This is a genomic window from Actinomadura terrae, from assembly GCF_022751215.1.
GTDB classification, from domain to species: Bacteria; Actinomycetota; Actinomycetes; order Streptosporangiales; family Streptosporangiaceae; genus Spirillospora; species Spirillospora terrae.
Window position 1 is genome coordinate 296,539 of the sequence record NZ_JAICDG010000007.1, and the last position, 24,094, is coordinate 320,632.

Genomic DNA, 24,094 nt, shown 5'->3' on the forward strand with positions numbered 1-24,094 from the left:
GCGAGCGACCGACAGGAGCAGCACATGAAGCACCGCATCGTCGTCCTCGGCGCCGGCTACGCCGGGGCGTACGCGGCCGGCATCCTGGCCCGCCGGCTGTCCCCGGCGGACACCGAGATCACCGTGGTCAACGCCGTGCCGGAGTTCGTCCAGCGGCTGCGGCTGCACCAGCTGGCGGCCGGCCGGGAGATCGAGGCTCCGAAACTCGCCGACGTCTTCGCGGGGACGGGGATTCGGCTGCGCGTGGCCCGTGTCACCGCCGTCGATCCCGACCGCCGGCTCGTCGCCGTGGCCGACGCCGGCGGGGGCGGCCAGCTCGGCTACGACACGCTCCTGTACGCCCTCGGCAGCCGCGGTGCCGACCGCGGCGTTCCGGGCGCGGCCGAGCACGCCTTCGACATCGCCGCCAGGCCCTCGGCGCTGCGCCTGCGCGATCGCCTCGACGGCCTGTCCGAAGGCGGGCGCGTGGTGGTCGTCGGCGACGGGTTGACCGGCATCGAGACCGCCACCGAGATCGCCGAGTCCCGGCCCGGCCTGTCGGTGACGCTGGTCGCACGCGGCGCGCTGGGCGCCCGGCTCTCCGCCGGGGCCCGCGGGCACCTGCGGCGGGCCTGCGACCGGCTGGGCCTCACCGTCGTGGAGCACACCAGCGTCGAAGCGGTCGAGGAAGCCCGGGTGCTGACCGCCGACGGCACCGTCCTGGCGTCGGAGGCGACCGTGTGGACGGCCGGGTTCGCGGTCGATCCCATCGCCGCCGCCGGCGGGCTGGAGGTCGCCGAGAACGGGCGGATCATCGTCGATCGCGCGATGCGCTCGGTCTCGCACCCGACCGTCTACGCCGTCGGTGACAGCGCCTACGCCATCGGCGAGAACGGCCGGCCGCTGCCGATGTCCTGCGCCTCGGCCGGCTGCACCGGCAGGCAGGCCATCGAGGCGATCGTGGGACGCCTGACCGGCCGCGCGATCGCCGACACAAAGCCGGCCTACATCTACAACCACATCAGCCTCGGGCGGCGGGACGCGATCCTGCACATGGTCGACGACCAGGGGCGGGCGAAGCCGAAGTACATCGGCGGCCGGAAGGCCGCGCGGATCAAGGCGGGCATCGTCACGATGTCGCTGTGGGGCACCTCGCACCCGACCTTCGGCCTGCCCAGGCGCAGGCACCGGCTGGCCGCCGCGCCGGAGGCGAGCGCCGAGACCACGGCCGCCCACCGGGAGGGCGGTCGCGTTGCCGCCTAGGTTGGCCCGCGTGGAGGGCACCGCCGCCGATCATTTCGACACCGGCCGGTTCGAGGCCAGCCGGAACCGGCTGGCCGCACTCGCCTACCGGCTGCTGGGCTCGGCCACCGACGCCGAGGACGCCGTGCAGGACGCGTTCCTGCGCTGGCAGACGGCGGACCGGCAGCGGATCAAGGTGCCGGAGGCCTGGCTGACCAAGGTCGTCACCAACCTGTGCCTGGACCGGCTCCGCTCGGCGCGGGCCCGCCGCGAACGCACCGCCGGCGCCTGGCTGCCCGAGCCGGTGCTGGACGGCGACCCGATGCTCGGCCCGGCCGACCCCGTCGAGCAGCGCGAATCGGTCTCGCTGGCCGTGCTGACGCTCATGGAGCGCCTGTCGCCCGTCGAGCGGGCGGTCTACGTCCTGCGCGAGGCGTTCTCCTACAGCCAAGCCGAGATCGCCGAAATCCTGGACATCACCGAGTCCGCGAGCCAGCAGCACCTCCACCGGGCCCGCCGCCGCGTCGCCGCCGCGCCGCGCGGCGGCGACGTCGATCCGGTGACCGCCCGCAGGGTCGTCGAGGAGTTCCTCGGCGCCGCCTCCTCGGGCCGCACCGACCGGCTGGTGGCGCTGCTCACCGACGACGCGACCGCGATCTCCGACGGCGCCGGCCTGACCGCGTCCCTGCTGCGGTACGACACTCCGCAGCGCATCGCCGCCGTCGCACTGGCCGGTTTCACCCCCACTCCCGCGAAACGGCGGTTCGCCGGGGGCACGCCCGCCGTCCACTACGCGTCCGTCAACGGGGCCCCCGCCATCCTGTTCGTGCTCGGCGACCAGGTCATCGGCGCCGTGACGTTCGACCTCACCGGCGGCAGGATCACGACCGTGCGCGGCATCGCCGCCCCCGGCCGCCTCCTCCGCCTCACCGAGGCCTGGCGGCGGCACGGTCAAGGCACGCTGCTCATCAGCCGGTGGTGAGTCCGGACTCCGGGGTCGCGGTTCACTCCTCGCCGGTAGGACGGCGGCGACGGGCGCGACGCCGATGGCTGGTGTCGCAGAAGGGGTAGGCGGCGCTGCGGCGGCAGGTGCACAGCGCCACCTGGAAGCGGTCGGAGACGACCGTCGAGCCGTCGTCCAGGACGATCTCGACGGGGCCCTCGACCATCATCGGCCCGCCCGGGACGATCCGCACCCGCCGCCGCTCCGGGGCGGGCCGCGGCTCAGGCCGCCCGGCTGCCATGCTCATGCCCCCCTCCCCGCGCGGCTCGGTCGGCGCGTATGACGACCAGCTCCTCGTGGCCCTGCCCGGGGGACAGGAGGCCCCGGGCCGTCAGCGACTCGGCGCGTCCCCGCAGCACCGGGCCGAACGGTTCGCGGTGCCGCGCCACCACCGAGGCCCGCAGGCCCGCCTGGCGCAGCGCCACCAGCGTGGGCTCCACCCCGTTCAGTGCCGAATGCACCATGAGAAGGGTTCCCGAGGGTGTCAGGTGGTGCGGGGCCGCCTGGCAGATACGGTCCAGCAGCGTCCGGCCCTCCGGGCCCGCCTCCCAGGCGCGTGCCCGGCCTCGCACCGCCGCCGGGTCGATGTTGCCGGGGACGTACGGGGGGTTGGCGAGAATCACGTCGAACGTCTTCCCGGCCACCGGCGCGAACAGGTCTCCGCGCAGCACTCGCATCGGCAGGCCCCGCACTCGCGCGTTGATCCGCGCCGTGAGGACCGCCCAGGGCGACACGTCCACCGCGACGACCTGGCAGCCCCTTCTCGCGGCCGCCACCGCGACCGCGCCCGTTCCGGTGCCCAGTTCCAGCACACGGGAGCCCGGCGGAACGGCGGCGCCGCGCAGTGCCGCCGTCAGCAGCCGCGTATCGGACTGCGGGCGGTAGACGCCCGGCGGGCGCAGCAGCATCATCGGTTCTCCGTCACTTGCCGGCGCAGCGCCGAGCGGCCTGATCTCCAGGATTCCAGCAGGTGGGCGCCAAGGCGGTCCTCCAGCAGGACCGTGGCCCGCACGCCGAGGACCACGTCGGCGGCCAGCTCGGGCTCGTCGGCGAGCAGCCCGCCGATCACGTCGTGGCGCAGTACCTGCTCGTGGACGGCGTCGGCCTCGATGTGCTCCGTGTAGAACAGGCGGGCCCGCGGGCCGCCGCCGAGCCGCTCCAGCGCCGCCGCCATCCGCCGCGCGGACGGCGCCGTCGTGATCTCCGCCGCCGCGAAGTGGCCCACCAGTGCGCCGCGCAGCGACCGCCGCAGCCCGAACAGCGACATCATGTTCACCGTCGCCAGCATCGCCGCCGGCGCCGCGTCCACGTAGGCGCCGTAGGACGGGTCCAGCCCCAGGTCGTCCAGCAGGTCGGCGTAAAGGCCCTGGTGGATCATCTCGGGACGGCCGCCGCCGAACTCGTCGTGCTCCACCGCCACCAGCGCCGTCTTCGCCTGCCCCCGCAGGCGCGGCACCACGAACGCGTGCGGGTCGGCCTCCTTGAGGTGGTAGACCGACCGCAGGGCCGCGTGCTCCAGCAGTTGCCAGCCCGCGCCGTTGTCCCGCAGATGGTGGCTGACGCCCTCCCCGTCGACCGGCTCGGTCAGCAGGCCCTCCAGAGCCTCCTCCACGTCGGTGCCGGGGACGGTCTCCCGGCGCAGCGCGTCCAGGAAGACCGCCTCCATCTCGCCGCGCAGCCGGAGGAGCCCCGCGTCCCACTCCCAGTCCGCGTCGACCCCGGCGAACCCGCGGTAGTGCAGCTCGTAGCACATGTACAGGGCCAGCTGAAGATCGTCGCCGAAGGGATCGGCCGCCACCACGGCGGCGAACAGGTCGGGCGAGCGGACGAACGAGCCCGGTGGGCCCGCCGTCAGCGTGTCGGCCACCGTGCGCGAGAGCAGGCCGCGGGAAGGGGGCGGCGCCGGAGCCCTCCCCCGCTCCGGGGCCCCCTCGGCGAACCGGCCCGGCACGTGTCCTACGGTCATGTTCCCTCCGTGACCTTGAGATTGTCCGGTTTCCGGTACCCGTTAAGACACGTCCCATACGTCGCTCTTTTCCCACGTTTGTCGCACTAGACCGATGGAGGGACCGGGGCGGGTCGGCTGTCGGCGCCGAGGTGACGGGCGCAGTTCCGTTCCTGGGCTGTGACCGGTTTGGGCTGGTCGGCGAGGGTATGGCGGAGCGCGCGGGCAGACGGCGATGCGATCACGCGGCGAACATCGGGGGATGTCGTGCGAGTACGTTGGCGGCGGCGCGTGCGTGCGCTGCGCTGGCCCGTGGGGATGGGAATCGCGTCGTGGCGGTGGCTGCGGCGCTCCCGCCAAGTGAGACGGCGCCGAATCCGCACGGGGATACTGTCGGAGGCCGAACGGATCCCGCAGCGCAGCGGAGCGCAGACGCAGCACGTGCGACAGGGCGTCGGACTCACCTACCAGCGACGCTACGTCGTCCAGATCTCCGGCAGCCCCATCAGCGCCGCCCAGCTGATCCAACGGCTGGGCGGTGATCTCAACGCCGCCTCCCCGGTGGAGATCGCCGTTTTCGACAAGACCTCGGGAGGCTCCCGGCGGCTGGAGGTCGGGGACGAGTACGTGGTCCACATGCCGGGGCCGTGGAACTGCCCGGTCCGGGTGGTGGAACGGACGCCTGTGTCGTTCCGGTTCGCCACCCTGCGCGGCCATATGGAGGCCGGTGAGATCGAGTTCCGGGTCGGCGACGCCCGCGAGGGCGACCTGGTGTTCACGATCGAGTCCTGGGCGCGCAGCGGCGACCGGTTGGCGGACCTGCTCTACGAGAAGGTGGGCATCGCGAAGGAAATGCAATCGCACATGTGGGCGCATTTCTGTAGGCGGGTCGCCGAGATCGCGGAAGGCGAGGTAGTCGGCGACGTCGAAATCCAGACAGAACGAAGCGACATGTTCAGGGCCCGGAGCGGAAACCAGTCGATCACCCGTGCGGTGGACGCGGCGTTCGCGCGGAGTTTCGCCTTGGCGGCGCGCTTGCGAAACCGGCCCCTGCACCCGAGGGGCCTGGTCTTCGATGCCCTTTTGCGCCTGCACGGCACCTCCCAGCACCGGGGAGTGCCGTTCCTCGACGACCACACCGAACTCCGGGGAAGAGCGCGGCTTTCGCGCGCGGTGGGGTTGCCGCCCCCGCTGCCGGACGTGCTGGGCCTCGCGCTGCGCTGGCCGCAACCGCAGGCGGACCTCACCGGTGACCATTCCACTGCCGAGTTGCTCCTGGCCGCGACCGGGCAGACCGTGCCCGGCCGTCACCTGCTGCGGCCGATGACCAGGTGGAGTCCCGCGTTCTACGGCTCCCTCCTGACGTACCGGGTCGGTGACCGTCGCGTCCTGCTGGGCGCGGTCGCCCGCCGCACACGCATCGCCCCGGCCGATCTCACGACTCTCGCGCGCGCCGTGGACGAGCGGCCGCTGCTCCTGGATCTGGTGGTGGCGACCGAGTTCGGCCCGTGGGAGCCCTTCGGCGAACTAAGGCTCATCGGGCCGGCGCGCAGCGACGACCTCGAACCCATGCGCTTCAATCCCGCCCGCCATCCCATCCGGGAACTGCACCCGGAAGGGCTCCTCCAGCGGGCCCGCGGCTCCAGTTACTCGGCCGTCCAGCGCGTCGCCCGCCATGGCGCCGATCACCGGCCGGAAAGGCCATCGTCATGACGCGGAAGGAACGCGCCCGGCAGCGCATGCGCCGACGCCACGCCGACCTGCACCGGTGTCGTCTCAACTTCGATCCCCGGCAGCACGACATGACGAGGCCCGAGCCGGGTTGGAATCTCGACGACTACCGGCAGCAACTGCCGCCGGAACCGCCGGGTCCCCCGGTCCCCGGAGGAAGCTGGGAGATCGCCCGCCGCCTCGTCCGGGGCTACCAGTACGCCGATCCGCGCATCATCCGCGAGATCTGCCGCTCGGGCCCGCCCGAGCCGGGCCGGGACATGCTGCTCGAAGCCCGGTTCTACGGGCTGCGCTTCCACCTCGGCCTACGGGTCGGCGACGTCGTCGACACGACCATCGAGCGGGACGGGCGCCCCGTGCGGGTGTGGGGCTGGAACTACCAGACCCTGGAGGGGCACCTGGAACGGGGTCAGATGGACCAGGAGGTGCGTAAATGGCTCGACACCGGTGAGGTGGAATTCCATATCCATGTTTTCTCGCAAGCCGCGCCCACACCCCACCCGATCGTCCGGCTCGGCTTCCTGTTCTTCGGGCGATATATGCAGCTGAAGTTCTACAAGCGGGCGTGCCGGAGAATGAAGGCCTTGACCGCCGCCGCACTCGGCGCCCCGCGCGTTTGCCCGGCTGCCTCCGGGTATCGGCCACGGATGGAGGAAACCCGTTCCCGGCAGCTTCTGGGCATCTATCTCAACGACCATCTCGCCGCAGCGGCGGGCGGTGTGGGCCTGGCCTACCGGCTCGCGCGAGGGCATCGCGGCTCGGACGACGCCGAGCAGCTCCGCCGGCTGGCCGACGACATCGCCGCCGACCGGGGCGCCCTGCTGGCGATCCTGAAGTCGCTCGGGTTGCCGGCCCGCCGCTACAAGAGCGTCGCGGTGTGGACGGCCGAGAAGGCGGGGCGGCTCAAACTCAACGGCAGCCTGCTCCGCCGCTCCCCGCTGAGCGACGTGGTGGAGCTCGAAGCCCTGACCCTTGCGGTCCACGGCAAACGCGCCGGATGGCGCACCCTGCTCGCCGTCGCCGAACAGGAGCCTGCCCTCGACACCGAGCATCTGCGAAAGCTCCAGGCGCGCGCGGACGACCAGCTCACCGTCCTGGAGCGGCTCCGGACGGCGACGAGCGAGAAGGTGTTCCGCCAGGGACAGCCCGCGGCACAGTGACCGTCACCGGACCCCGCAACCCGGGTCAGTTGTGCACGCGACTACGGGGATCGGCAACGGGCAGGTCCTGGCCGTGGGCCGCGAAGAGGCGTGCGGTGCCGTCGGCCAGCCCGTAGCACAGGCCCGCGACGGCGGCCTGCCCGGCGGCGACCCGCTCGGACAGCAGGCGGGAGCGATCCAGCAGCAGGTCGACGGTGTACCGGATGTGCTCGGCCAGGATGTCCTCCGCCCGCACGCTGCCGGCGGCCCGCGCGGCCAGCACGCTGGGCGTCACCCGCTCGACGACGTCCCGCACATACCCGGACGGGGGCACCCCGTTCTCCAGCGCGGCGCACGCGGCGCCGACCGCACCGCACCCCTCGTGGCCCAGCACCACGACCAGCGGGGCTCCCAGCTCGCCGACGCCGAACTCGATGCTGCCAAGCACCTCCGGCCCCATCACGTGGCCGGCGGTGCGCACCACGAACAGGTCGCCCAGACCGCGGTCGAAGATGATCTCGGCGGCCAGCCGGGAGTCCGAGCACCCGAACAGCACGGCGAACGGGCGCTGGGACGCGGCGACCTCGGTGCGGCGCGCCGCGTCCTGGTTCGGATGCTCGGGGGTACCCGCCACGAACCTTCTGTTGCCGGCCAGCAGCAACTCGAAAGCGGCCTTCGGGGACATGGCCTCGATGTCGGTCATGGCCGAAGCCTACGGCCGCGGCCCCCTGCCCCGTTCCATCAGGGTCCGCTCGGGCTACTTGGGCGGCATCAGGACGGAGTCGATGATGTAGACGGTGGCGTTGGCGGTCTGGATGTTCCCGCACACCACGTTCGCCTTGCCGGTGCCGACGGTGAAGGAGTCTCCCGAGCCGCTGGTGCTGAGCGTGGCGCCTTGCAGGGTCGTGAAGCTGCCGGACGGCAGGCCGCCCGGCGCGATCTTCTGGCCGACGACGTGGTAGGTCAGGATGCCCTTCAGCGTCTCCTTGTCGGCCATCACCTTGCCGAGCGTGCCCTTGGGGATCTTGGCGAAGGCGTCGTTGGTCGGCGCGAACACGGTGATGTGCTGGGCGGAGTTGAGGGTGTCGACGAGCCCCGCCTGCTTGACCGCGCCGACCAGCGTGGACAGCACGGGGTTGTTGGACGCGGCCGTCGCGACCGGGTCGGCGGCCATGCCGCCGAAGCTGCCCTTGCCGGAGGCGGGGACGGCGGTGCACGCCGGTCCGAACGGCTTGTCCATCGCGGGTGCCGCCGCACCGGTGGCGGAGGGCGCCGCCGCGCTGGGCGAGGCGGTGCTGGAGGCGTTGTCGTCGTCGCCGGAGCAGGCGGCGAGTCCCACGGTCAGGACGGCCGCGGACAGGACGCCGGCGGTGATTCGTGTGCGCTTCATGGTGGGCTCCTCTGGATCGGATGAACTGTCGGTCTCGGCTGAATGCGGGGTCGGCCGCTCGGCTCAGGTCACGGTGACCACCACCGAGTGCCAGCCGGTGGCCCCGTCCGGGAACGGGGGTGTCCGGTGCTCGGGCTGGGTCGTCCCGGTCCCGTCGACGGCGCGGACGCGGAGGGTGTGCGAGCCCGGGGAGGCGTCCCATTCGGCGAGCCACTGCCGCCAGGTGTCGATTCCGGGCACCGGGGCGAGCCGCGCCGGACGCCAGGGCCCGTCGTCGACCTGCCACTCGACGGCGTCGATGCCGCGGTGCTGGGCCCAGGCGGTGCCGGCCACGGCGACGGGCCCGGCCTTGAGGCGCGCGAACGGCTTGGGGACGTCGATGCGGGAGAACGTCTTGACGGGCGCGTGTTCGGCGTAGCCGCGCTTGGTCCAGTACGCCTGGTCGGTAGCGAACCGGGTCACCTTGAGATCGACGACCCACTTGGTCGCCGACACGTAGCCGTAGAGGCCGGGCACCACCATGCGGGCGGGAAAACCGTGCGCGACCGGCAGCGGCTCGCCGTTCATCCCCACGGCCAGCAGCGCGTCACGCCCGTCCAGCACCGCCTCCAGCGGAGTGCCGAGGGTCATGCCGTCGGACGAGCGGGACAGGATCTGGTCGGCCCCCGCCCGTACCCCGGCGCGGCGGAGCACGGCCGCGAGCGGCGCGCCGAGCCAGCGGGCGCTCCCGGCCAGGTCGCCGCCGACCTGGTTCGACACGCACGCGAGCGTGATGTCGCGTTCGACCAGCGCCTGGCGCAGCAGGTCGTCGAAGGTCAACTCGATCGGGCGGGCGACCATCCCGTGGATCCGCAGCGTCCAGTCCCGGGGATCGACCTGGGGCAGGACGAGGGCGGTGTCGACCCGGTAGAAGGCGGCGTTGGACGTCCGGAACGAGGTCATGCCCGGGACCCGCACCTGCGCGCCCGGCGGGACCGGCGCGGCCGGGCTCACCGGGGGCGGCAGTCGCAGCCGGGCCCGGACGGCGGAGACGTTCCCGCGCCGCAGCAGCGCCCGCCCCCCGGCACCGCTCACCGCCGCCGCGGCCGCGACTCCGGCGCCGGTCAGCAGCGCACGCCGCCGGTCGTCCACCCGGGCCGGTCCGGCGCCCTCGCGGGAGCGTGCCGCCAGCAGGGTCAGCGCGGCCATGCCGCACGCGGCGCCGACGACGGCCGGGACCGCGTCGACCAGGTCCGCCGCCGGACGGGTCAGGGCCGCGACCACGCCGACGATCCCGAACGCGGCCAGCCCCGCCGCCCCTCGGAGCGGCCGCCCGCGGCTCAGCAGCCCGACCGCGACCGCCGCCATGGCGGTCCCGCAGCCGAGCCCGGCCAGCAGGACGGCCTTGTCGTCGTCGCCGAAGGTGCGGATCGCGAAGTCCTTCAGCCGGACGGGGGTGAGGTCGATGAAGCCCGCGCCGACGGCGAGGATCGGGGACGCGGTCGCCCGTCCGATGGCACCGGCCGCCAGCTCGGCGCTCCCCAGCGCGGCGGCCGCGGCCAGCAGGCCGTGCAGCGCGGCGGTGACCCACCGCACCGGCCCGGTTACTCCATCGCCTGTCACACTGGGTGTTCGGTGCCGCGCGGCGAGCGGATGGTGCGAATCTTTCCGGACGAGGTTCACCCCATCCGCGCCGGCTCCGGCGCCGAATACCGGGTGTGGAGATGACTGATCCGTCGAGCGGCCGTGCCGCGCCGTCCGGCGTCCCGGACCTGGGCGAGCTGCTTTCCCAAGTCGCCCGGGGCGACCGGGACGCGTTCGAGCAGGTGTACGAGCGGCTGTGCGGGCCGGTGTACGGGACGGCGCTGCGCGTCGTCCGCGACCCGGCCCAGGCCGAGGAGGTCGCCCAGGAGGTGCTGGTCGAGGTGTGGCGCAAGGCGTCGCACTACCGGCCGGACCGGGGCAGCGCCACGGCGTGGGCGCTGACGATGGCGCACCGCCGCGCGATCGACCGGGTCCGCTCCGCGCAGGCCGGCCGGGTCCGCGAGGAGCGGGCGGGCGTGCCCGATCCGGACTACGACGTGGTCGCCGAGCAGGTCGGCACGCGGCTGGAGCACCAGCAGGTGCGCCGCTGCCTGCGCGGCCTCACCCCGACGCAGCGCGAGTCGATCACGCTGGCCTACTACGGCGGTTACACCTACCGGGAGGTGTCCGAGCTGCTGGGCGTCGGGCTCGCCGCCGTCAAGACGCGGATGCGCGACGGGCTGATCCGGCTGCGCGACTGCCTGGGAGTCCAGTCATGACCCACGATCCGCACCACCTCGCCGCCGCCCACGCCCTGGACGCGCTGCCGGACGCCGAGCGGCGCCGGTTCGAACGCCATCTGTCCGGCTGCTCCTCCTGCGCGCAGGAGGTCGCCGGGCTGCGGGAGGCCACCGCCCGGCTGGCGCTGGCCGCGTCCCGGCAGCCGCCGCCCGCGCTGCGCGACCGGGTCCTCGCCGAGATCGGCCGGACGCGGCAGTCGCCGCCGCGCCTCGCCCGCCGGCTGCCGCCCGCACCGAGACGCGGGCTGAGCTGGCTCGCCGCCGCCGCGTGCCTCGTGCTCGCCCTCGCCTGCGGGATCACGGCGGTCCACCTGCACGGCACCGCCGAACGCGCGCGGGAGGCCGACCGGCGGATCGCCGCCGTGATGACGGCGCCCGACGCCCGGACGTCCACCGCCCGGACGCGGGACGGCGCCACGGTCACCGTCGTGTCGTCCCGGTCGCTCGACCAGGCGGTGATCACCACGTCCCGGCTCAGGCGGCTGCCGCCGGCGCGGACCTACCAGCTCTGGTTCCTGGCCGCCTCCGCCGCTCCGCGCTCGGGCGGCGTCCTACGGCCACCTGCGGACGGGCCGTCACAGCCGATCATCGCCTCCGGGCTCGGAACCGCGCAGCAGGTCGGTATGACCGTCGAACCCGCTGGCGGATCCGCCCGGCCGTCCACCGCCCCCTTCCTCACCCTCCCGCTGACCTGAGCAACCGATCCCAGGCCACGAGCACTTCGGCCTCCTTCTCGGGGGTCATCCAGGGTTTGTCCTGGCCCGCCCTGCGGCCGTGGTCGGGTTCGGATCGCAGCCACCGCCAGGTGTCGGCGACCGTGTCGTGCACAGGGCGGCAGTGCAGGCCGGCGGCCTTCGCCTTGGTGGAGTCCACGCGGTAGCTGGGTTCCAGGACGTTGCCCGGCGGGATCCAGATCGGCAGCTCCATCCACGGACGCACCCCGTGGGCGAGCAGGACGTCGCCGTCGACCCACGTCAGATCGGCGCCGCCGCCCGTCACGGCGCGGCAGGCGGCCAGGAGCGACGCCATGGTGGCGTGCCCGACGTCGGAGAGCACGTTGAAATCCCCGGCGAGGCCGTTCTCCTCGGCGTCCAGGAGCCATTCGGCCAGGTCGCGGGTGTCGATGTACTGGAGGGGCAGGTCGGAGGGCCGGGGCGCCGCCACCCGGCCGCCCCGCGCCACGCGCAGCAGCCACCACGGGAGGCGGCCCGCGTACTCGTGGGGGCCCAGGATGAGGCCGGTGCGGGCGAGCAGGGCGCGGTCACCGAACGCGGCGCGGACGGCGTGCTCCCCGCCCGCCTTGGCCAGCGCGTACGAGCCGAAGATCCCGCCGGACGAGCCGGAGTCGGGATCGAGCAGCGGGGCGTCCTCGGTGAACTCGGCGGGCGGCGGCCACGCGTACACTGCCAGGCTCGACACGTAGGCGTACCGGCCGACCGAGGGCTCCAGCGCCCGCGCGGCGGCGGTGACGGCCGCGGCGTCGTCCCGCCAGGTGTCGATCACCAGGTCCCACTCGCGTCCGGCGAGCGCGCGCAGGCCGTCCGGGTCGGTCCGGTCCCCGGTGAGCGCTTCGGCGCCGGACGGGGGCGGTCCGGTGACGCCCCTGCTGAACGTGGTCACCTTCCAGCCGCGCCGAAGCGCGGCGTCCACGACGGCCCGTCCGACGAAGGCGGTGCCGCCCAGCACCAGCAGCCGCGTCATCGCGCGCCCGCCGTGTCGCCGTCGCAGAGCACAGGGGTCTCCTCGCCGTCACCGCATGCGCGGTTCAGTTCCAGGTCTGGCACCACATCTCCACGGAAAGCAGGCTGTACAAGGGCCAGTTGGGGCCTCGGGTGAAACCGAGCGCGGTGCGTTGCAGGTCTTCGAGGGCGGGCCCCGGGTCGACCAGGCCGTTCGCGACGCATCTCCCGTCGAGGATCAGTTCGCGGCACAGGTCGCGGTGCAGCCGCAGGGAGTGCTGGTACATGCCCGCGTAGGAGCCCTTGCTCCGCCCGTCGACGACGGCGCGCGGCAGCGTTCCGGCCATCGCGTCGCGCAGCAGCAGCCGGTCGCCGCGGTGGCCGACCAGCGACCGCATGGGGGCGCGGAGGGCGAGTTCGACGAGCGGCTGCGACAGCATGGGGTAGACGCTGGGACGGTGCGGGTTGCGGTGCTCCCGGTCCACCGCGTCACCCCAGTACAGGATTCCCGTCAGCTGGAACGCCCTGGCCGCCGAGAGCCCGTCGATGCCGTCGGGCAGCCGGAGCGGGCTCGGCGGGGAGTCCGGCGCCAGCCAGGCCGGGCGCGGCGCGTCCAGCATGCCGTCGGGGATGGCGGTGCCGCCCCGGATTCTCCGCGCCGTCTCCGTTCCCACCTCGGCGAGCAGGGCGGGCAGGGACCGTTCGGCCAGCGTGCTCTCCCGCCACAACTCCCGCAGCCCGCCCAGCACATGGCCCGCGCCCAGGCCGCCGCCCAGCAGGTGGTCGGCGTGGTAGCCGGGCGTCGACCGCATGAGGAAGAGCTGGTCGCCGGCACCGCCGCTGAGCGCCTCGGCGCCAGGGCCCGCCTCCTCGGCGAGGACCTCGTTCAGCCGGGCCTCGGCGTACTGGAGCTGCGGCGCGTCGGCGCGGGGCAAGCGGCCCTTCGTGGGGGCCAGCGGGAGGCGGTCGGCGGCGTCCACGATCGTGAGCGGTGTCCTGAGGAACCGCGCGACGCGTTCGGCGGCGGGGCGTTCGTCGACCGAGGCGCCGAGCGGGAAGCGGACGAAGCGCCCGTGCAGCGCCGCCTCGTCCGCGACGCTGTTGCGTGCCGCCCAGCACACGCTGGAGGAGTCGAGCCCGCCGGACAGGTCCAGCGCCACCGACTCCGCCTCCGCGAGCCAGGCCCGCGTGCAGTCCAGCAGCGCGTGCCGGACCTCGTCGGGACTGGGCGCGTCACCGTCCGCGCACGCGGCCACCGGATCCCACAGCGGCTCCGACGTCGTGCGTCCGTCCGCTATCTGGACGACCTCACCTGGAGAGAGCTGCGCGACGCCTTGGAACGCCGTCCGATCAGTGGGGCCGGGGCCTCGCGTCATGAAGGAGCCCAGATGCTCCCAGTCGAACCCCGGTCGCCGCCCCAGCAGCTCTACGAGGAGTTCCATACGGGTGGCGAAGACGTGACCCGTGCCATGCGGGGCGTAGAACAGCGGGAGGAGGCCTATCGGGTCGCGGATGAGGACGAGGGCGCCGTCGGGCCGGACGGCCGCCGCGGCGTACCGTCCCCACCGCCGCCGCGCCAGCTCTCCTCGCGGCGCCGCCCAGTCCAGCGGGAGGGGGTCGCGGCACCTGTGATCACGGCGGCCGTCCGCGCTGTCGAAGAGTCTGCCGGACAGGAGCCCGCGCGTGACGTCCCCGGCGCGGATCTCCACCGGCGCGTCGTCGCCGGGCAGCGTCCCGCCGCCGACGGCGGCGATCATCCAGCCGTCGCCCGCAGCCCGCGGCCCATCCTCGCCCGCCAGCTCCCGCAGGCGCTGCGCCGGTGCCGCGTCGCCGCGAAGACCGTGGAACCCAACGAGGGCGCTCATGGGCTCACCTCTCCGGCGCCGGCGGTCTCCGGGCCGATCACCAGGATCGGGGCCAGCGCGTCGACGACTTCCTGCGCGTCGTCGAGGACGACCCGGTGCAGCTCCACGAACACCCGCGTGTGGAACGGATACTTCTGCACTCCCAGGACGAGGTGGGCCGGAAGCCCCATCCGCCACGCGTGCCGGGCCAAGGCCGCCGCGGCTGACAAGGGGTTGCTCGGACGAGCGAGCAACCCGCGGACCACCAGGTGTGCTCTGACCAGGGTGCGCGCCCGGACCAGCTCGTCCGAGCCGGGATCGCCCGCCTGCTCGGGCAGCCGGGGACGGCGCGCGTCCCGCGGGGGCGTCAGCAGGCCGTGCCGCCGGAGGCGCCCCTCGCTGTCGGCGAGCAGCCGCGCCGCGAGGGCCAGCGTCGCCGGGGTGGGCGGCGGCGCCGAGTGCGTGCTCAGACCCTTAAGCGGTTGAGGGGCGAAGGACGACACCCCGCCCGGACGCGTCGGCCGCACGGGCTCCCAGCCGGGGTCGGTCGAAGCCGCCGTGACGAGCAGGCCCCGGGCGCACAATCCGTCGAGGATGCGCCGCGCCGAGGGCGAGGACGGCGGGGCCTCCGAGGTCAGCGCTTCGGACACCGCGCCGGAGGCGGCGGAGTCCAGCGCGACGAACCGGTCGGAGGCCAGGTCGAGGGCGACGAGCTCGTCGTCCCACCACGCCCAGTGGACGTCCGGCGCGGAACGCAGCGCCGTGCCGTCCGCCGGGTCGGGCGGGGCGGACCGCGGGACGGGATTCAACCCGGCGGGGCACTCGACATGGTGCGGAAACGGCGCCGAATCGACGGCCTCAAGCACGGTGGCGCCCTTCCCCTTCCCGTTCATATATCGCGTACTCTCCGTCCTACCAGAGCGGATAGGTGTTCTCTTCCGGGACGGCGGCGTCCTTTCCGGGCTGCTCTTTCTCCGGCCGGGCACCGGCGCCGCCGTCGGGTTTCGGGGTCTCGGTGCCGGGTCCCTTTCGCGACCCTCCCGGAAGCAGGACCACGACGCGGGCCAGGCCACGGATCATCGGTTTGAGCACAATTTCCCCCATACCATGTCGGCGGCCTGCCGGTAGCCGTTGTCGGTCATATGGACGCGGTCGTAGAAGGAGAATCCGGAGAAGGCGCGGGCCGGGAGCGCGAAGAAGTCGACGCCGAGCCGTTCACAGCCCGCCGCGACGCGTTCGGTGTAGGACTCCCAGTGCGCGGCGGCGTAGTCGCGTGCCGTGGTCCAGGCCGCCTGGCGTTCCTGGGCCAGGTCGTACAGCTCGCGTTCCTCGGGGGTCGGGTCGCGCAGCACCGGGTCGGCGAAGGGTTGCAGGCAGAACAGCAGGCGCGCCCCGTCCCGGACGGCGCCCGCGACCACGGCCAGGTCGCGGAGCTGGCGCCGCAGCGCCCCGTCCAGGCGGGCCGCCAGGTCGGCGGTGGTCAGCGACTTGGGCTCGGGACGGGTGTCACCGGCGGTGCCGAGTGGCGCGGCACCGGCGGCCTGCCCCGCGACCAGGTCGGGAACCGGGACCCTGCCCAGCGCGGCCAGGGCGCCTTCGAAGAACAGCGGCCCGTACAGCTCGTTGGTCCCCAGCGATTGCAGCGACGCGAAGACGTTGTTGATGCCCGAGCAGACGAGCACCGTGTCGGCGCGCTCGAAAAAGGGAACAGCGGCGATCAGTTCCTGGAGGGAGTTGCCCGCGTAGACGCCGAGATTGAGCCACGGCTTGCCGGACAGGTGGGCGAGCCGCGAAGGCAGGGTCGCCTCGTCACTGGTCGCCCCCACCCCGAAAACATACGATCCTCCGAGGGCGATCCCGCCTCCGGACTCGGGCCAGCTCCGGGTGTCGACGGGCCCCTGCGGCGAGGTCGACACCCGGAACCCCTCCGCGTCGGTGCTGAACACCTCGCCGGTGATCCCGGGCCGGGAGCCGAGCGTCATGTAGGGGCGCAGGTGCAGTTCGTTGCCGTCGTAGTCCTCGAACTGCGGGACCAGCGTGTATCGGCGTTTCCGGTGACCCGCCTCAAGGTCGCGAAATGACATGACCCTCCATGATCAAGAAGTCGAGTCCGCTGCGTTCGAAGGTGGAGATCGCCTCCTGCGGAGTGGCCACGATCGGCTCGCCCCGCAGATTGAACGAGGTGTTCAGAACGCACCCGAGTCCGGTCCTGTCCTGGAACTGCTCGATGACCGAGTGGAACAGCGGATTCTCCTCCGCCGACACGGTCTGGATCCGGCCGGTGCCGAAATGGTCCACGGCGGGCGCGGACGCGGCGAACTCCTCCGCCAGCGGCATCACCAGCAGCATGAACCGGGTCGGCCACTGCTCCGCCCCGGGCGCGGCGACATAGCCGGGGGCGCGGTCGTGCAGCATCGCCGGGGCGAACGGGCGGAACGGCTCCCGGAACTTCACCTTCCGGTTGATGAGGTCCTTCATCGACGCGCCGCGCGGATCGGCGAGGATGCTGCGGTTGCCGAGCGCGCGGGGCCCGAACTCGAAGCGTCCCTGGAACCAGCCCCCGACGCCGCCGTTCGCGAGCAGATCGGCGGTGATCTTCGTGATCGCGGCGGGGTCGTCGTGGCGTTCGGAGGCCAGCCCGGCCCGCTCCACCGCCCGCGCCACGGCGTCGTCGTCGTGCCGGGCGCCCCAGCTCGCGTGCCGCATGACGAACCGGCGCGGCCCGCCGAGCAGCACGTGGTGGACGTACAGCGCCGCCCCGAGCGAACCGCCCGAGTCGCCCGGCACGGACGGGATGAACAGCTCCTCCACGCCCGCGCGCTCCAGCACCTGGAAGTTCGCGACGCCGTTGAGCGCGACGCCCCCGGCCATGCACAGCCGCCGCTGCCCGCTGACCTCGACGGCGCGGCGGGCCATGGCCACCACCGCGTCCTCGGTGAAGCGCTGGAGCGAGGCGGCGATGTCGGCGTACCGCCGGGCCAGCTCACCGCGGCGGCCCGGCTCGTCCGGCTCCAACTCGACGTCCCGCGGGCACGGCGGGACGCCGAGGAGGTCGGCCAGCCGAGGGTGGAATCCGGTGCGGGTGGACCGGTGGTAGCGGAAGTAGCGCATGTCGAGCCAGAGGCTGCCGTCGTCGTACAGGCGGGCGACCTTGGAGATCGCCTCCCGGTACCTCGGTGTTCCGTACGCGGCGAGGCCCATCACCTTGTACTCGCCGTCGTTCACGCGGAAACCCAGGAATTCGGTGAACGCGGAGTACAGCAGCCCGAGGGAATGCGGGAAGTTCAGTGTCTCTTTGAGTTCCAGGCGGTTGCGACCTTCTCCGTCCCACGACGCCGCGCCCTCGCCGACGCTGCTGGTGGCCCACTCCCCCACACCGTCGACCGTCAACGTCGCCGCGGATTCGAAAGGCGAGGCGAAGAACGAGGACGCCGCGTGGGACAGGTGGTGGTCCACGAAGAGCACGCGGTCGGCCTCGATCCCGACCGCGTCGCTGATCAGCCGCCGGACGTTCAGCCGGTCCCCGCCCTCCGCGAGGAACCGGGTGAAGGGACCGAACGTGGCGGGCGCCTCCGCGAGGATCGTGGTCAGGGCCCGTTCCGCCTTGAGCCCGGGACGTTCGTAGAAGGCGACGTAGTCGACGTCGCGGGCGTCCACACCCGCCGTTTCGAGGCAGAACGCGATCGCCCTCGCCGGAAAGTCCCGGTCGTGCTTGCGCCGCGAGAAGCGCTCCTCCTCGGCGGCGGCGACGAGTTCCCCGTCGACCAGCAGCGCGGCGGCGGAATCGTGGAAGAACGCCGATATCCCGAGAATCACCATCTCTGTTCCTCGCCGCCGGGAGTGTGTGGACCGTTCATAGCCGCCGTGCCCGCTCCAGCGAGACCGGCTCCTGGGGCACGCGCCGCCAGTTGGACCGCGCGGGGGCGCGGCGCACGCGCAGCGGGTCGGCGATCAGCCGGATCGCCACTCCCACCGGCACGAGCGCGCAGTAGACGACGATCGCGACCGCGCGCCGCAGCGTGTTCATCGGCCTCCCCCTTGCCGCGTCGAGACGTCCGCCATCCAGGGGCGGGCGCCGAACTGGTTGTAGGTGCCGACGCGGTAGCCGCTGACGCGCCTGTTGATCCCGTAGAGGCCCTTCATGAAGAAGAGCGCGGGCGCCGGTACGAGCTCCTGCATGAGCCGCTGGTAGTCGCGGTACAGCCGGACGCGTTCGTCCCGGTCGAACGTGGCGACGGCGGCGGCCAGCACCTCGTCCACGTCCGGGTCGCTCAGGCCGAAGCAGTTGAAGCCGTCCGTCGCGGCCGCCGAGGAGAACAGCTCGGACTGGTCCGGGTCCTGCCCCCACGTGTAGGCGAGCATGCACACGTCGAAGTCGCGCCGCTCGGCGACGCGGGTCAGCAGGTCGGGGAAGTCGAGCAGCGTCAGCGCGACGTCGGCGCCGAGCCGCCGCCAGGCGTCGCGCATCGCCTCGGCGGTGTCGACCCAGACCCTGGTGTTGGACCCGGCCAGCAGCTCGAACCGTAGCGGCCGCCCGTCCCGCTCCCGCACCCCGCCGGCACCGCGCCGCCAGCCGGACGCGTCGAGCAGCTGCGCCGCCCGCTCGGGGTCGTAGGGGTACTCCGGTTTCGCGGCGGGGTCGTAGGCCCACGACGTCGGCGGCATCATCGACCCCGCGACGACGGCCTGGCCGTGCGCGGCGGTCTTGACGATCTCCTCCCGGTCCAGCGCGAGCAGCAGCGCCCGCCGCACCGCCCGGTCCGCGAAGATCCGGCCCGCCGGCTTCTCCAGATCGAGCTGGTGGGCGTAGAAGTTGAAGGTCGGCAGGTCGATCTCCACGACGTCCAGCGCGGGCACCGCCTCCAGCTCCGCCATCCGGAACGGGTCGATCAGGCCGACGTCGACCTCGCCCGAGGCGAGCCCGTCGGCGACCGCCGCGCCGTCCGGGAAGACCCGGTAGACGAACTCCTCCAACCGGCAGGGGCCCCGGTGGAACGACCGGTTGCGGCGGAAGACGATCTCCTCCCCCGCCGTGCGCCGGACGGGCGCGAACACGCCGCTGACCACGTCGGGGAGGGCGTTGAACGGCGCGTCCGCGAGCCGGTCGGCGGCGACGTCGCCCAGCACGTGGGCGGGCAGGATGCCGTACTGGCCGTGCGTCACCAGGAAGGGCGCGTGCGGTTTCGTCGTGCGCAGCACCACATGCCGGTCGTCGGGGGCGGACACCTCCTCCAGACGGCCGATCCCCTCGCCCAGCAGCCCGTAGGTGAACACGACGTCGCGCGAGGTGAGGGGGCTCCCGTCGGACCAGCGCAGGCCGTCCTTCAGGGTGAAGACGTAGGTGCGGCCGTCGGGCTCGACCTGCGGCACGTCCTCGGCGAGCGCGGGCACGAGCGCGCCCGCGGCGTCGGAGGTGACCAGCGGTTCGAAGCAGAGCCCGGCGGCGAGCTGGCTGAAGGTGTCCTGGGCCAGGACGGGATTGAAGGTGGTGACGTCCTCGGCCCAGCCCTCGACCAGGCTTCCGGCCCGTCCCACGTCCGCCGCGTCCGCGCGCCGGTCGTCGTTCTCAGTCATGTCGTCTCTCCCCCGAGGTCAGCGGAACCGCAACAGCCACTCATGGACCTCGTCCATGCGGTAGGCCACCATCGCCAGGTGCCCGGCGTCGCCGGGCACGACGACGTGCGCGTCCTTGAGGTGCGCCGCGAGCCAGTGGGCGTGCGCGACCGGGACCATGGAGTCCTGCCCGCCGTGCCACACCCCGGCCGGGCAGGCGATCTCGGACGGGTCGAACCCCCACGGCCCGGCGAAGGCGAGATCGTCCTGGATCCAGCCGTCGAGGCCGTCGCGCAGACCGAGCCGGATGCCGTCGACGAGCACCTCGCCGAACCCGGCCCGCGCCACTTCCAGGTCGCGGTCGTCCAGGAACGCGTCGAGCTGGCCGAGCAGGGCGCCGCGGTCGCCCGCCGCCATCGCGGCCCGCGTCGGCTCCAGCAGTTCCCGGAGCGCGGCGTCCCCCGCCCTGGCGGCCTGCACCTCGGCCGCGTTGTCCTCCAGCATCCCGTCCAGGACGTCGAGGTCCTCGGCGTCCCAGGGCGCGAGGCCGCCGACCGTCGCCACCGCGAACACCCGGCCCGGCAGCAGCGCCGCGGCCGCCAGCGCGTGCGGGCCGCCGCCCGAGACGCCCCAGGTGGCGAAGCGGTCGATGCCCAGGGCGTCCGCGACGGCGGCGCAGTCGGCCGCCCCGTCGGCGACAGTGCGGCCCGGGGCCGGCGACGACCCGGTGTATCCGGGACGGGCGTAGCACACCAGCCGCACCCCGCGCGCCGCGGCCCTGTCCCGCCACTCGTCCCAGAACAGCGGGGCGCCCGGGGTGCCGTGGTACATGATCACCGGCGTGCCGGCGCGGTCGCCGGCCTCCACGACCCACAGGGCACGGCCGCCCACCACGACGCGATGTTCTTCCATCACCTGTTCCACTCGTTCCCACTCGACGTCGGTTGCGGTCGCGCGGACCATTGACAATGACCACGAATTTCCGGTGGGGCGGCCGAGGCGGCGTCATTGACGCGACCGGCCGCGCCGATAGACTGGCCCGGCCCAGACGATCGTGAATGCGATGGGAAGCAGACCGTCCGATGGACCTGGAAAGCGACACGGAAAACACCGGAAATCCGGCTGTGAACGGCGGTTCCGCAATTTACGAAACGGTGCGGTCCGCCTATGACGCGGTCGCCGAGGAATACGCCGAGAAGTTCGCCGGCGAACTGCGCGGCAAACCGCTCGACCGGGCGCTCATCGAGGCGTTCGCCCACCAGGTCGGGGCCCTGGGCCCGGACGCCGGCGAGCCCGAGATCGGCGACCTCGGCTGCGGGCCCGGGCACACGACCCGGTTCGTCGCCGACCTCGGCCTCCCGGTCACCGGCGTCGACCTGTCCCCCCGGATGGTCGAGTTGGCCGGCCGCCTGTACCCGGGGCTGGAGTTCCGCGAGGGCTCGATCACCGCCCTGCCGGTCGCGGACGGACGCTGGGCGGGCCTGCTGTCCCTCTACTCGATCATCCACTTGCCGCCCGACCTGCTGCCCGCGGCGTTCAGCGAGTTCCGCAGGGTGCTGCGGCCCGGCGGACTGCTGCTGCTCGCCTTCCACATCGGGGACCGGCGGCTGCACGTGGACGAGTGGTTCGGCCACACCGTCTCCCTGGACGGCTACCTGTTCGAGCCCGCGGAGATCGCCGCGCTGCTGGAGGCGGCCGGTTTCGCCGTGGAGGCCAAGGTCGAACGGTGCGCCTACCCGGGCGTCGAGGTCGCCACCGACCGCGCGTACCTCTTCGCGCGCCGCGCCGCGCCCGGCACCACCGCGCACTGACACCCGCCCGCGGACGGCCGCCGCGCGGCCGCGGTTCTCCGTTCCGGGCGGCATGTCAGCCGACCGGAATCGACTGCTGGAAGCGGAACGTGTTGCCCGGGTCGTAGGCCGCCTTGATCTGCCTCAACCGCGCGAAGTTCTCCCCGTAATAGGCGCTCCCCCAGTCGCTCAGATCCGGGTCGGGGAAATTCGGGTAGACCCGTCCGGTGCCCCACGGGTGGACGGTCTCCCACGACCCGGTGATCCACCGGTGCGCGTCCTGCTTGGTGCCGTCCGCAGCGTTCGGCGGCACCATGATGGCGTGCTTGAGGCTGAAGGAGACGTCGCGATGCGCGAACGCGCTGGCCCGCGCGTCCACCCTCGCGTACCCAAACCCCCACGGCGCGATCTCCAGCCCGCGGACCTCCCCGGGCGTGCGGCCGACGGGGAACACCGCGCACAGCCGCTCGATCGCCTCATCGGGGACGGGGCGCGCGAAGAACTCCGACTTGGTGAACCGGCAGCCCTGCCGCTCGATCACCCCGGTCGGCGTCTCCAGCACCTCGTTGTTGACGGCGCTGAGCAGGCCCGCCTGGTAGAACGCGGTCTCGCGGTAGGACATCTCCTGGCACTGGGTCTTGGCGGGCGGCCTGCCGATCCGCTCGACGAAATCGTCCAGCAGCTTGAGCGTGTCGGACTCGGTGCCCGCCATCGCGCCGAACAGTTCGACGATCGGGGGCTCGGCCAGGTCCTCCATCGCCGTGAAGCCGAGGCCCGCGGTCATCTCCTCCGGCGCCGCCGGGGCCCACCGCTGCCAGGTCTTGAGCACCTCGGCGGCGTCCTCGAAGTCCCACTCGTAGAAGAAGTTGGTCATCCTGGGCGCGGGGTGGGTGCGGAAGGTGAGCGAGGTGACGACGCCGAAGTTGCCGCCGCCCGCGCCGCGCAGCGCCCACAGCAGGTCGGGGTCGCGCTCGTGGTCGGTGACGATGGTGCGGCCGTCGGCCAGCACCACCTCCGCCTCGGTGACGTGGTCGCAGCTCAGCCCGAACAGCCGGCCGAGGATGCCGATGCCGCCGCCGAGGGTCGTGCCGCCGACCCCCACCGACGGGCACGACCCGGACGGGACGACCGCGCCGTGGTCGATCAGCGCGTGCGTCATCGCGCCGATCCGCGTGCCGGCGCCGACCTTCGCGGTCCCGGCGTCCACGGTGATGTCGTTCATGGGGGTGACGTTGATCAGCATGCCGCGGGTGGAGGAGTAGCCCGCGAAGCAGTGCCCGCCGCTGCGCAGCGCGATCTCCAGGTCGTGGCGGCGGGCGAAGCTGAGCGCCTCGGCCACGTCCTGCGGGGTGGCGCACATGACGACGACGGCGGGCTCGATGTCGTCGAAGCGGGCGATGAACGGTTTGCGCGTCCATTCGTAGGCGGCCTGCTCGGGAAGGATGAGTTCCCCGGCCAGCGACTCCGCGAGCGGGGTCCAGTTGATGTCAGGGGCCATGGGTCGGCTCATCCTTCCACGCGATGTATGTGAACGTCGGCGGGCATGCAGGTGGTGAACAGCCCCGTGTCGGCCTGCCCGTCCACGCTGTAGAAGTCGAAACGCAGCTCGCGACCGCTGCGGTCGCGGAAGTCCCGGTAGGTGAGGGCGAAGCTGGGGTCGGCCAGGGCGCGCATGGACAGCACCCTGTCGGCGACGTCCTGGCCGTCGCCGGCGTTCACGGTCGTGGAGGGCACCGGACGGAACCCCAGCCGCGCCTTGAACGCGAACAGGCCGGGCATCACCAGGTGCCCGTAGAGGTTCGGGTCGTTGCCCAGCGTGACCTTCGCGTAGCCCGCCTCGCGCACGACCCGCACCGCCTCCAGGTACAGCACCCGGGACAGGCTGATCCTCCGGTGCTCCGCGGTGACCGCCGAGAAGCGCAGCCGCGCCACACCGATGTCGGCGCAGCACTCCCCGATCGCGGCGCCCTGCATCACGCCGTCCCGGTAGGCGCCGACGATGAAGAACCGCTCGATCCCGGCCACGATGGTGTCGCGGTGGTTGCGCGCGACCGCGAGGCCGTTGGGCATCTCACCGACCGACTCTTCGTAGAGGTCGAGAAAGGTGTCCAGTGCCTCGGGGGTGAGCGGTTCGTGCGACAGGGTGAGGCCGGCCTTGGCGGCGCGCCGCCGGGCCAGCGTGATGCCCTGCCGCTCCTTGGCCGACATCCCGGCGAGGAACCCGGCGTCGTCGGCGCCGGTGGCGGCGAGCCAGGTGACCCGGTCCGGCCTCGGCAGCAGCCCGGACGCGGCCAGGTCGGGCCAGCGTCCGGGCGGCGGGTCCAGGACGCGGACCAGGTCGATGCCCTCGCCGGACGGGACGTCGCCGGTGGGACGGCACGCGTCCCAGTCGGTGCGGACCGCCTCGTCCGCGTCGACCACGGCGATCCGCAGCCCCGCCAGTTCGTCGATCCTCACCCGGCACCGCCTCCGGCGCGGTCCGCGCGGTGGGGCGCC

The 24,094-nt window shown here is 73.2% G+C and carries 24 protein-coding genes; 7 read left to right on the plus strand and 17 right to left on the minus strand.

Annotation, left to right across the window (positions count from 1 at the left end):
- Positions 1 to 24 precede the first annotated feature (24 nt).
- A complete protein-coding gene (locus K2F47_RS35430) occupies positions 25 to 1,242 on the plus strand; it encodes an NAD(P)/FAD-dependent oxidoreductase (RefSeq protein ID WP_242910531.1) in 1,218 nt (405 codons plus the stop codon).
- 10 nt (positions 1,243 to 1,252) lie between these two features.
- On the plus strand, positions 1,253 to 2,203 hold the full coding sequence (locus K2F47_RS35435; protein WP_242910532.1) for a sigma-70 family RNA polymerase sigma factor: 951 nt from the start codon (positions 1,253 to 1,255) through the stop codon (positions 2,201 to 2,203).
- A gap of 22 nt (positions 2,204 to 2,225) precedes the next feature.
- On the opposite strand, the gene K2F47_RS35440 is transcribed toward K2F47_RS35435, so the two are convergent.
- From K2F47_RS35440 to K2F47_RS35450, 3 genes are read right to left on the minus strand one after another with little or no spacing between them, the layout of a single operon-like run.
- Positions 2,226 to 2,471 (minus strand): CDGSH iron-sulfur domain-containing protein, encoded by a 246-nt coding sequence (locus K2F47_RS35440; protein ID WP_242910533.1) that lies wholly within the window; start codon positions 2,469 to 2,471, stop codon positions 2,226 to 2,228.
- The gene (locus K2F47_RS35445) at positions 2,446 to 3,135 is read right to left on the minus strand and encodes a HemK2/MTQ2 family protein methyltransferase (protein ID WP_242910534.1); all 690 of its coding nucleotides are present in this window, start codon (positions 3,133 to 3,135) and stop codon (positions 2,446 to 2,448) included. Before K2F47_RS35445 ends, K2F47_RS35440 begins: the two co-directional genes overlap by 26 nt.
- Complete coding sequence (locus K2F47_RS35450) at positions 3,132 to 4,190, minus strand: iron-containing redox enzyme family protein (RefSeq protein ID WP_242910535.1); 1,059 nt, start codon at positions 4,188 to 4,190, stop codon at positions 3,132 to 3,134. The genes K2F47_RS35445 and K2F47_RS35450 overlap by 4 nt, the downstream gene beginning before the upstream one ends.
- A gap of 159 nt (positions 4,191 to 4,349) precedes the next feature.
- Here K2F47_RS35450 and K2F47_RS35455 point away from each other — a divergent pair, with 159 nt between their 5' ends.
- Both K2F47_RS35455 and K2F47_RS35460 read left to right on the plus strand, forming a co-directional pair.
- Positions 4,350 to 5,882, plus strand: a complete 1,533-nt coding sequence (locus K2F47_RS35455; protein WP_242910536.1) for a DUF1990 family protein — start codon at positions 4,350 to 4,352, stop codon at positions 5,880 to 5,882.
- Positions 5,879 to 7,060 (plus strand): DUF1990 family protein, encoded by a 1,182-nt coding sequence (locus tag K2F47_RS35460; protein WP_242910537.1) that lies wholly within the window; start codon positions 5,879 to 5,881, stop codon positions 7,058 to 7,060. Before K2F47_RS35455 ends, K2F47_RS35460 begins: the two co-directional genes overlap by 4 nt.
- Positions 7,061 to 7,085: 25 nt before the next feature.
- Here K2F47_RS35460 and K2F47_RS35465 read toward each other — a convergent pair whose 3' ends face one another.
- The 3 genes from K2F47_RS35465 to K2F47_RS35475 form a co-directional block, all read right to left on the minus strand.
- Positions 7,086 to 7,742, minus strand: a complete 657-nt coding sequence (locus tag K2F47_RS35465) for a carbonic anhydrase (RefSeq protein WP_242910538.1) — start codon at positions 7,740 to 7,742, stop codon at positions 7,086 to 7,088.
- Positions 7,743 to 7,796: 54 nt separating this feature from the next.
- Entirely contained in the window at positions 7,797 to 8,429 is a 633-nt protein-coding gene (locus tag K2F47_RS35470) for a fasciclin domain-containing protein (RefSeq protein WP_242910539.1), read from the minus strand.
- A gap of 63 nt (positions 8,430 to 8,492) precedes the next feature.
- Positions 8,493 to 10,004 (minus strand): molybdopterin-dependent oxidoreductase, encoded by a 1,512-nt coding sequence (locus K2F47_RS35475; RefSeq protein ID WP_242910541.1) that lies wholly within the window; start codon positions 10,002 to 10,004, stop codon positions 8,493 to 8,495.
- Between the two features lie 128 nt (positions 10,005 to 10,132).
- On the opposite strand from K2F47_RS35475, the gene sigK reads away from it, so the two are divergent.
- Together sigK and K2F47_RS35485 are read left to right on the plus strand one after the other, a co-directional pair.
- Entirely contained in the window at positions 10,133 to 10,711 is a 579-nt protein-coding gene (sigK, locus tag K2F47_RS35480) for an ECF RNA polymerase sigma factor SigK (RefSeq protein ID WP_242910542.1), read from the plus strand.
- Positions 10,708 to 11,427, plus strand: coding sequence for an anti-sigma factor (locus K2F47_RS35485; RefSeq protein WP_242910543.1), 720 nt, complete (start codon positions 10,708 to 10,710; stop codon positions 11,425 to 11,427). Before sigK ends, K2F47_RS35485 begins: the two co-directional genes overlap by 4 nt.
- Here K2F47_RS35485 and K2F47_RS35490 read toward each other — a convergent pair.
- From K2F47_RS35490 to K2F47_RS35530, 9 genes are all read right to left on the minus strand, one after another.
- Positions 11,408 to 12,433, minus strand: a complete 1,026-nt coding sequence (locus tag K2F47_RS35490; protein WP_242910544.1) for an NAD-dependent epimerase/dehydratase family protein — start codon at positions 12,431 to 12,433, stop codon at positions 11,408 to 11,410. The two genes, K2F47_RS35485 and K2F47_RS35490, sit on opposite strands and share 20 nt — an antisense overlap.
- Positions 12,434 to 12,497: 64 nt before the next feature.
- Positions 12,498 to 14,276, minus strand: a complete 1,779-nt coding sequence (locus K2F47_RS35495; protein WP_242910545.1) for an asparagine synthase-related protein — start codon at positions 14,274 to 14,276, stop codon at positions 12,498 to 12,500.
- Positions 14,273 to 15,148: a lasso peptide biosynthesis protein gene (locus K2F47_RS35500; RefSeq protein ID WP_242910546.1), complete on the minus strand. Its 876-nt coding sequence runs from the start codon at positions 15,146 to 15,148 to the stop codon at positions 14,273 to 14,275. Before K2F47_RS35500 ends, K2F47_RS35495 begins: the two co-directional genes overlap by 4 nt.
- Positions 15,149 to 15,167: 19 nt before the next feature.
- Entirely contained in the window at positions 15,168 to 15,335 is a 168-nt protein-coding gene (locus tag K2F47_RS35505) for a hypothetical protein (RefSeq protein ID WP_242910547.1), read from the minus strand.
- Positions 15,332 to 16,339 carry an SGNH/GDSL hydrolase family protein gene (locus K2F47_RS35510; RefSeq protein WP_242910548.1) on the minus strand — a complete coding sequence of 336 codons (1,008 nt, stop codon included), beginning with the start codon at positions 16,337 to 16,339 and terminating at the stop codon, positions 15,332 to 15,334. Before K2F47_RS35510 ends, K2F47_RS35505 begins: the two co-directional genes overlap by 4 nt.
- Entirely contained in the window at positions 16,320 to 18,074 is a 1,755-nt protein-coding gene (locus K2F47_RS35515) for a carbamoyltransferase family protein (RefSeq protein WP_242910550.1), read from the minus strand. The genes K2F47_RS35510 and K2F47_RS35515 overlap by 20 nt, the downstream gene beginning before the upstream one ends.
- A gap of 34 nt (positions 18,075 to 18,108) precedes the next feature.
- Complete coding sequence (locus K2F47_RS35520; RefSeq protein ID WP_242910551.1) at positions 18,109 to 18,282, minus strand: hypothetical protein; 174 nt, start codon at positions 18,280 to 18,282, stop codon at positions 18,109 to 18,111.
- A complete protein-coding gene (locus tag K2F47_RS35525) occupies positions 18,279 to 19,829 on the minus strand; it encodes a peptide ABC transporter substrate-binding protein (RefSeq protein WP_242910552.1) in 1,551 nt (516 codons plus the stop codon). The genes K2F47_RS35520 and K2F47_RS35525 overlap by 4 nt, the downstream gene beginning before the upstream one ends.
- A gap of 18 nt (positions 19,830 to 19,847) precedes the next feature.
- Positions 19,848 to 20,720, minus strand: coding sequence for an alpha/beta fold hydrolase (locus K2F47_RS35530; RefSeq protein ID WP_242910553.1), 873 nt, complete (start codon positions 20,718 to 20,720; stop codon positions 19,848 to 19,850).
- Positions 20,721 to 20,962: 242 nt separating this feature from the next.
- Between K2F47_RS35530 and K2F47_RS35535 the strand changes: the two genes are divergently transcribed.
- On the plus strand, positions 20,963 to 21,619 hold the full coding sequence (locus tag K2F47_RS35535) for a class I SAM-dependent methyltransferase (protein ID WP_242910554.1): 657 nt from the start codon (positions 20,963 to 20,965) through the stop codon (positions 21,617 to 21,619).
- Between the two features lie 55 nt (positions 21,620 to 21,674).
- Here the strand turns inward: K2F47_RS35535 and K2F47_RS35540 are convergent, their stop codons facing one another.
- Positions 21,675 to 23,096: an FAD-binding oxidoreductase gene (locus K2F47_RS35540; protein WP_242910555.1), complete on the minus strand. Its 1,422-nt coding sequence runs from the start codon at positions 23,094 to 23,096 to the stop codon at positions 21,675 to 21,677.
- Between the two features lie 8 nt (positions 23,097 to 23,104).
- Entirely contained in the window at positions 23,105 to 24,055 is a 951-nt protein-coding gene (locus tag K2F47_RS35545; protein ID WP_242910557.1) for a GNAT family N-acetyltransferase, read from the minus strand.
- Positions 24,056 to 24,094 lie beyond the last annotated feature (39 nt).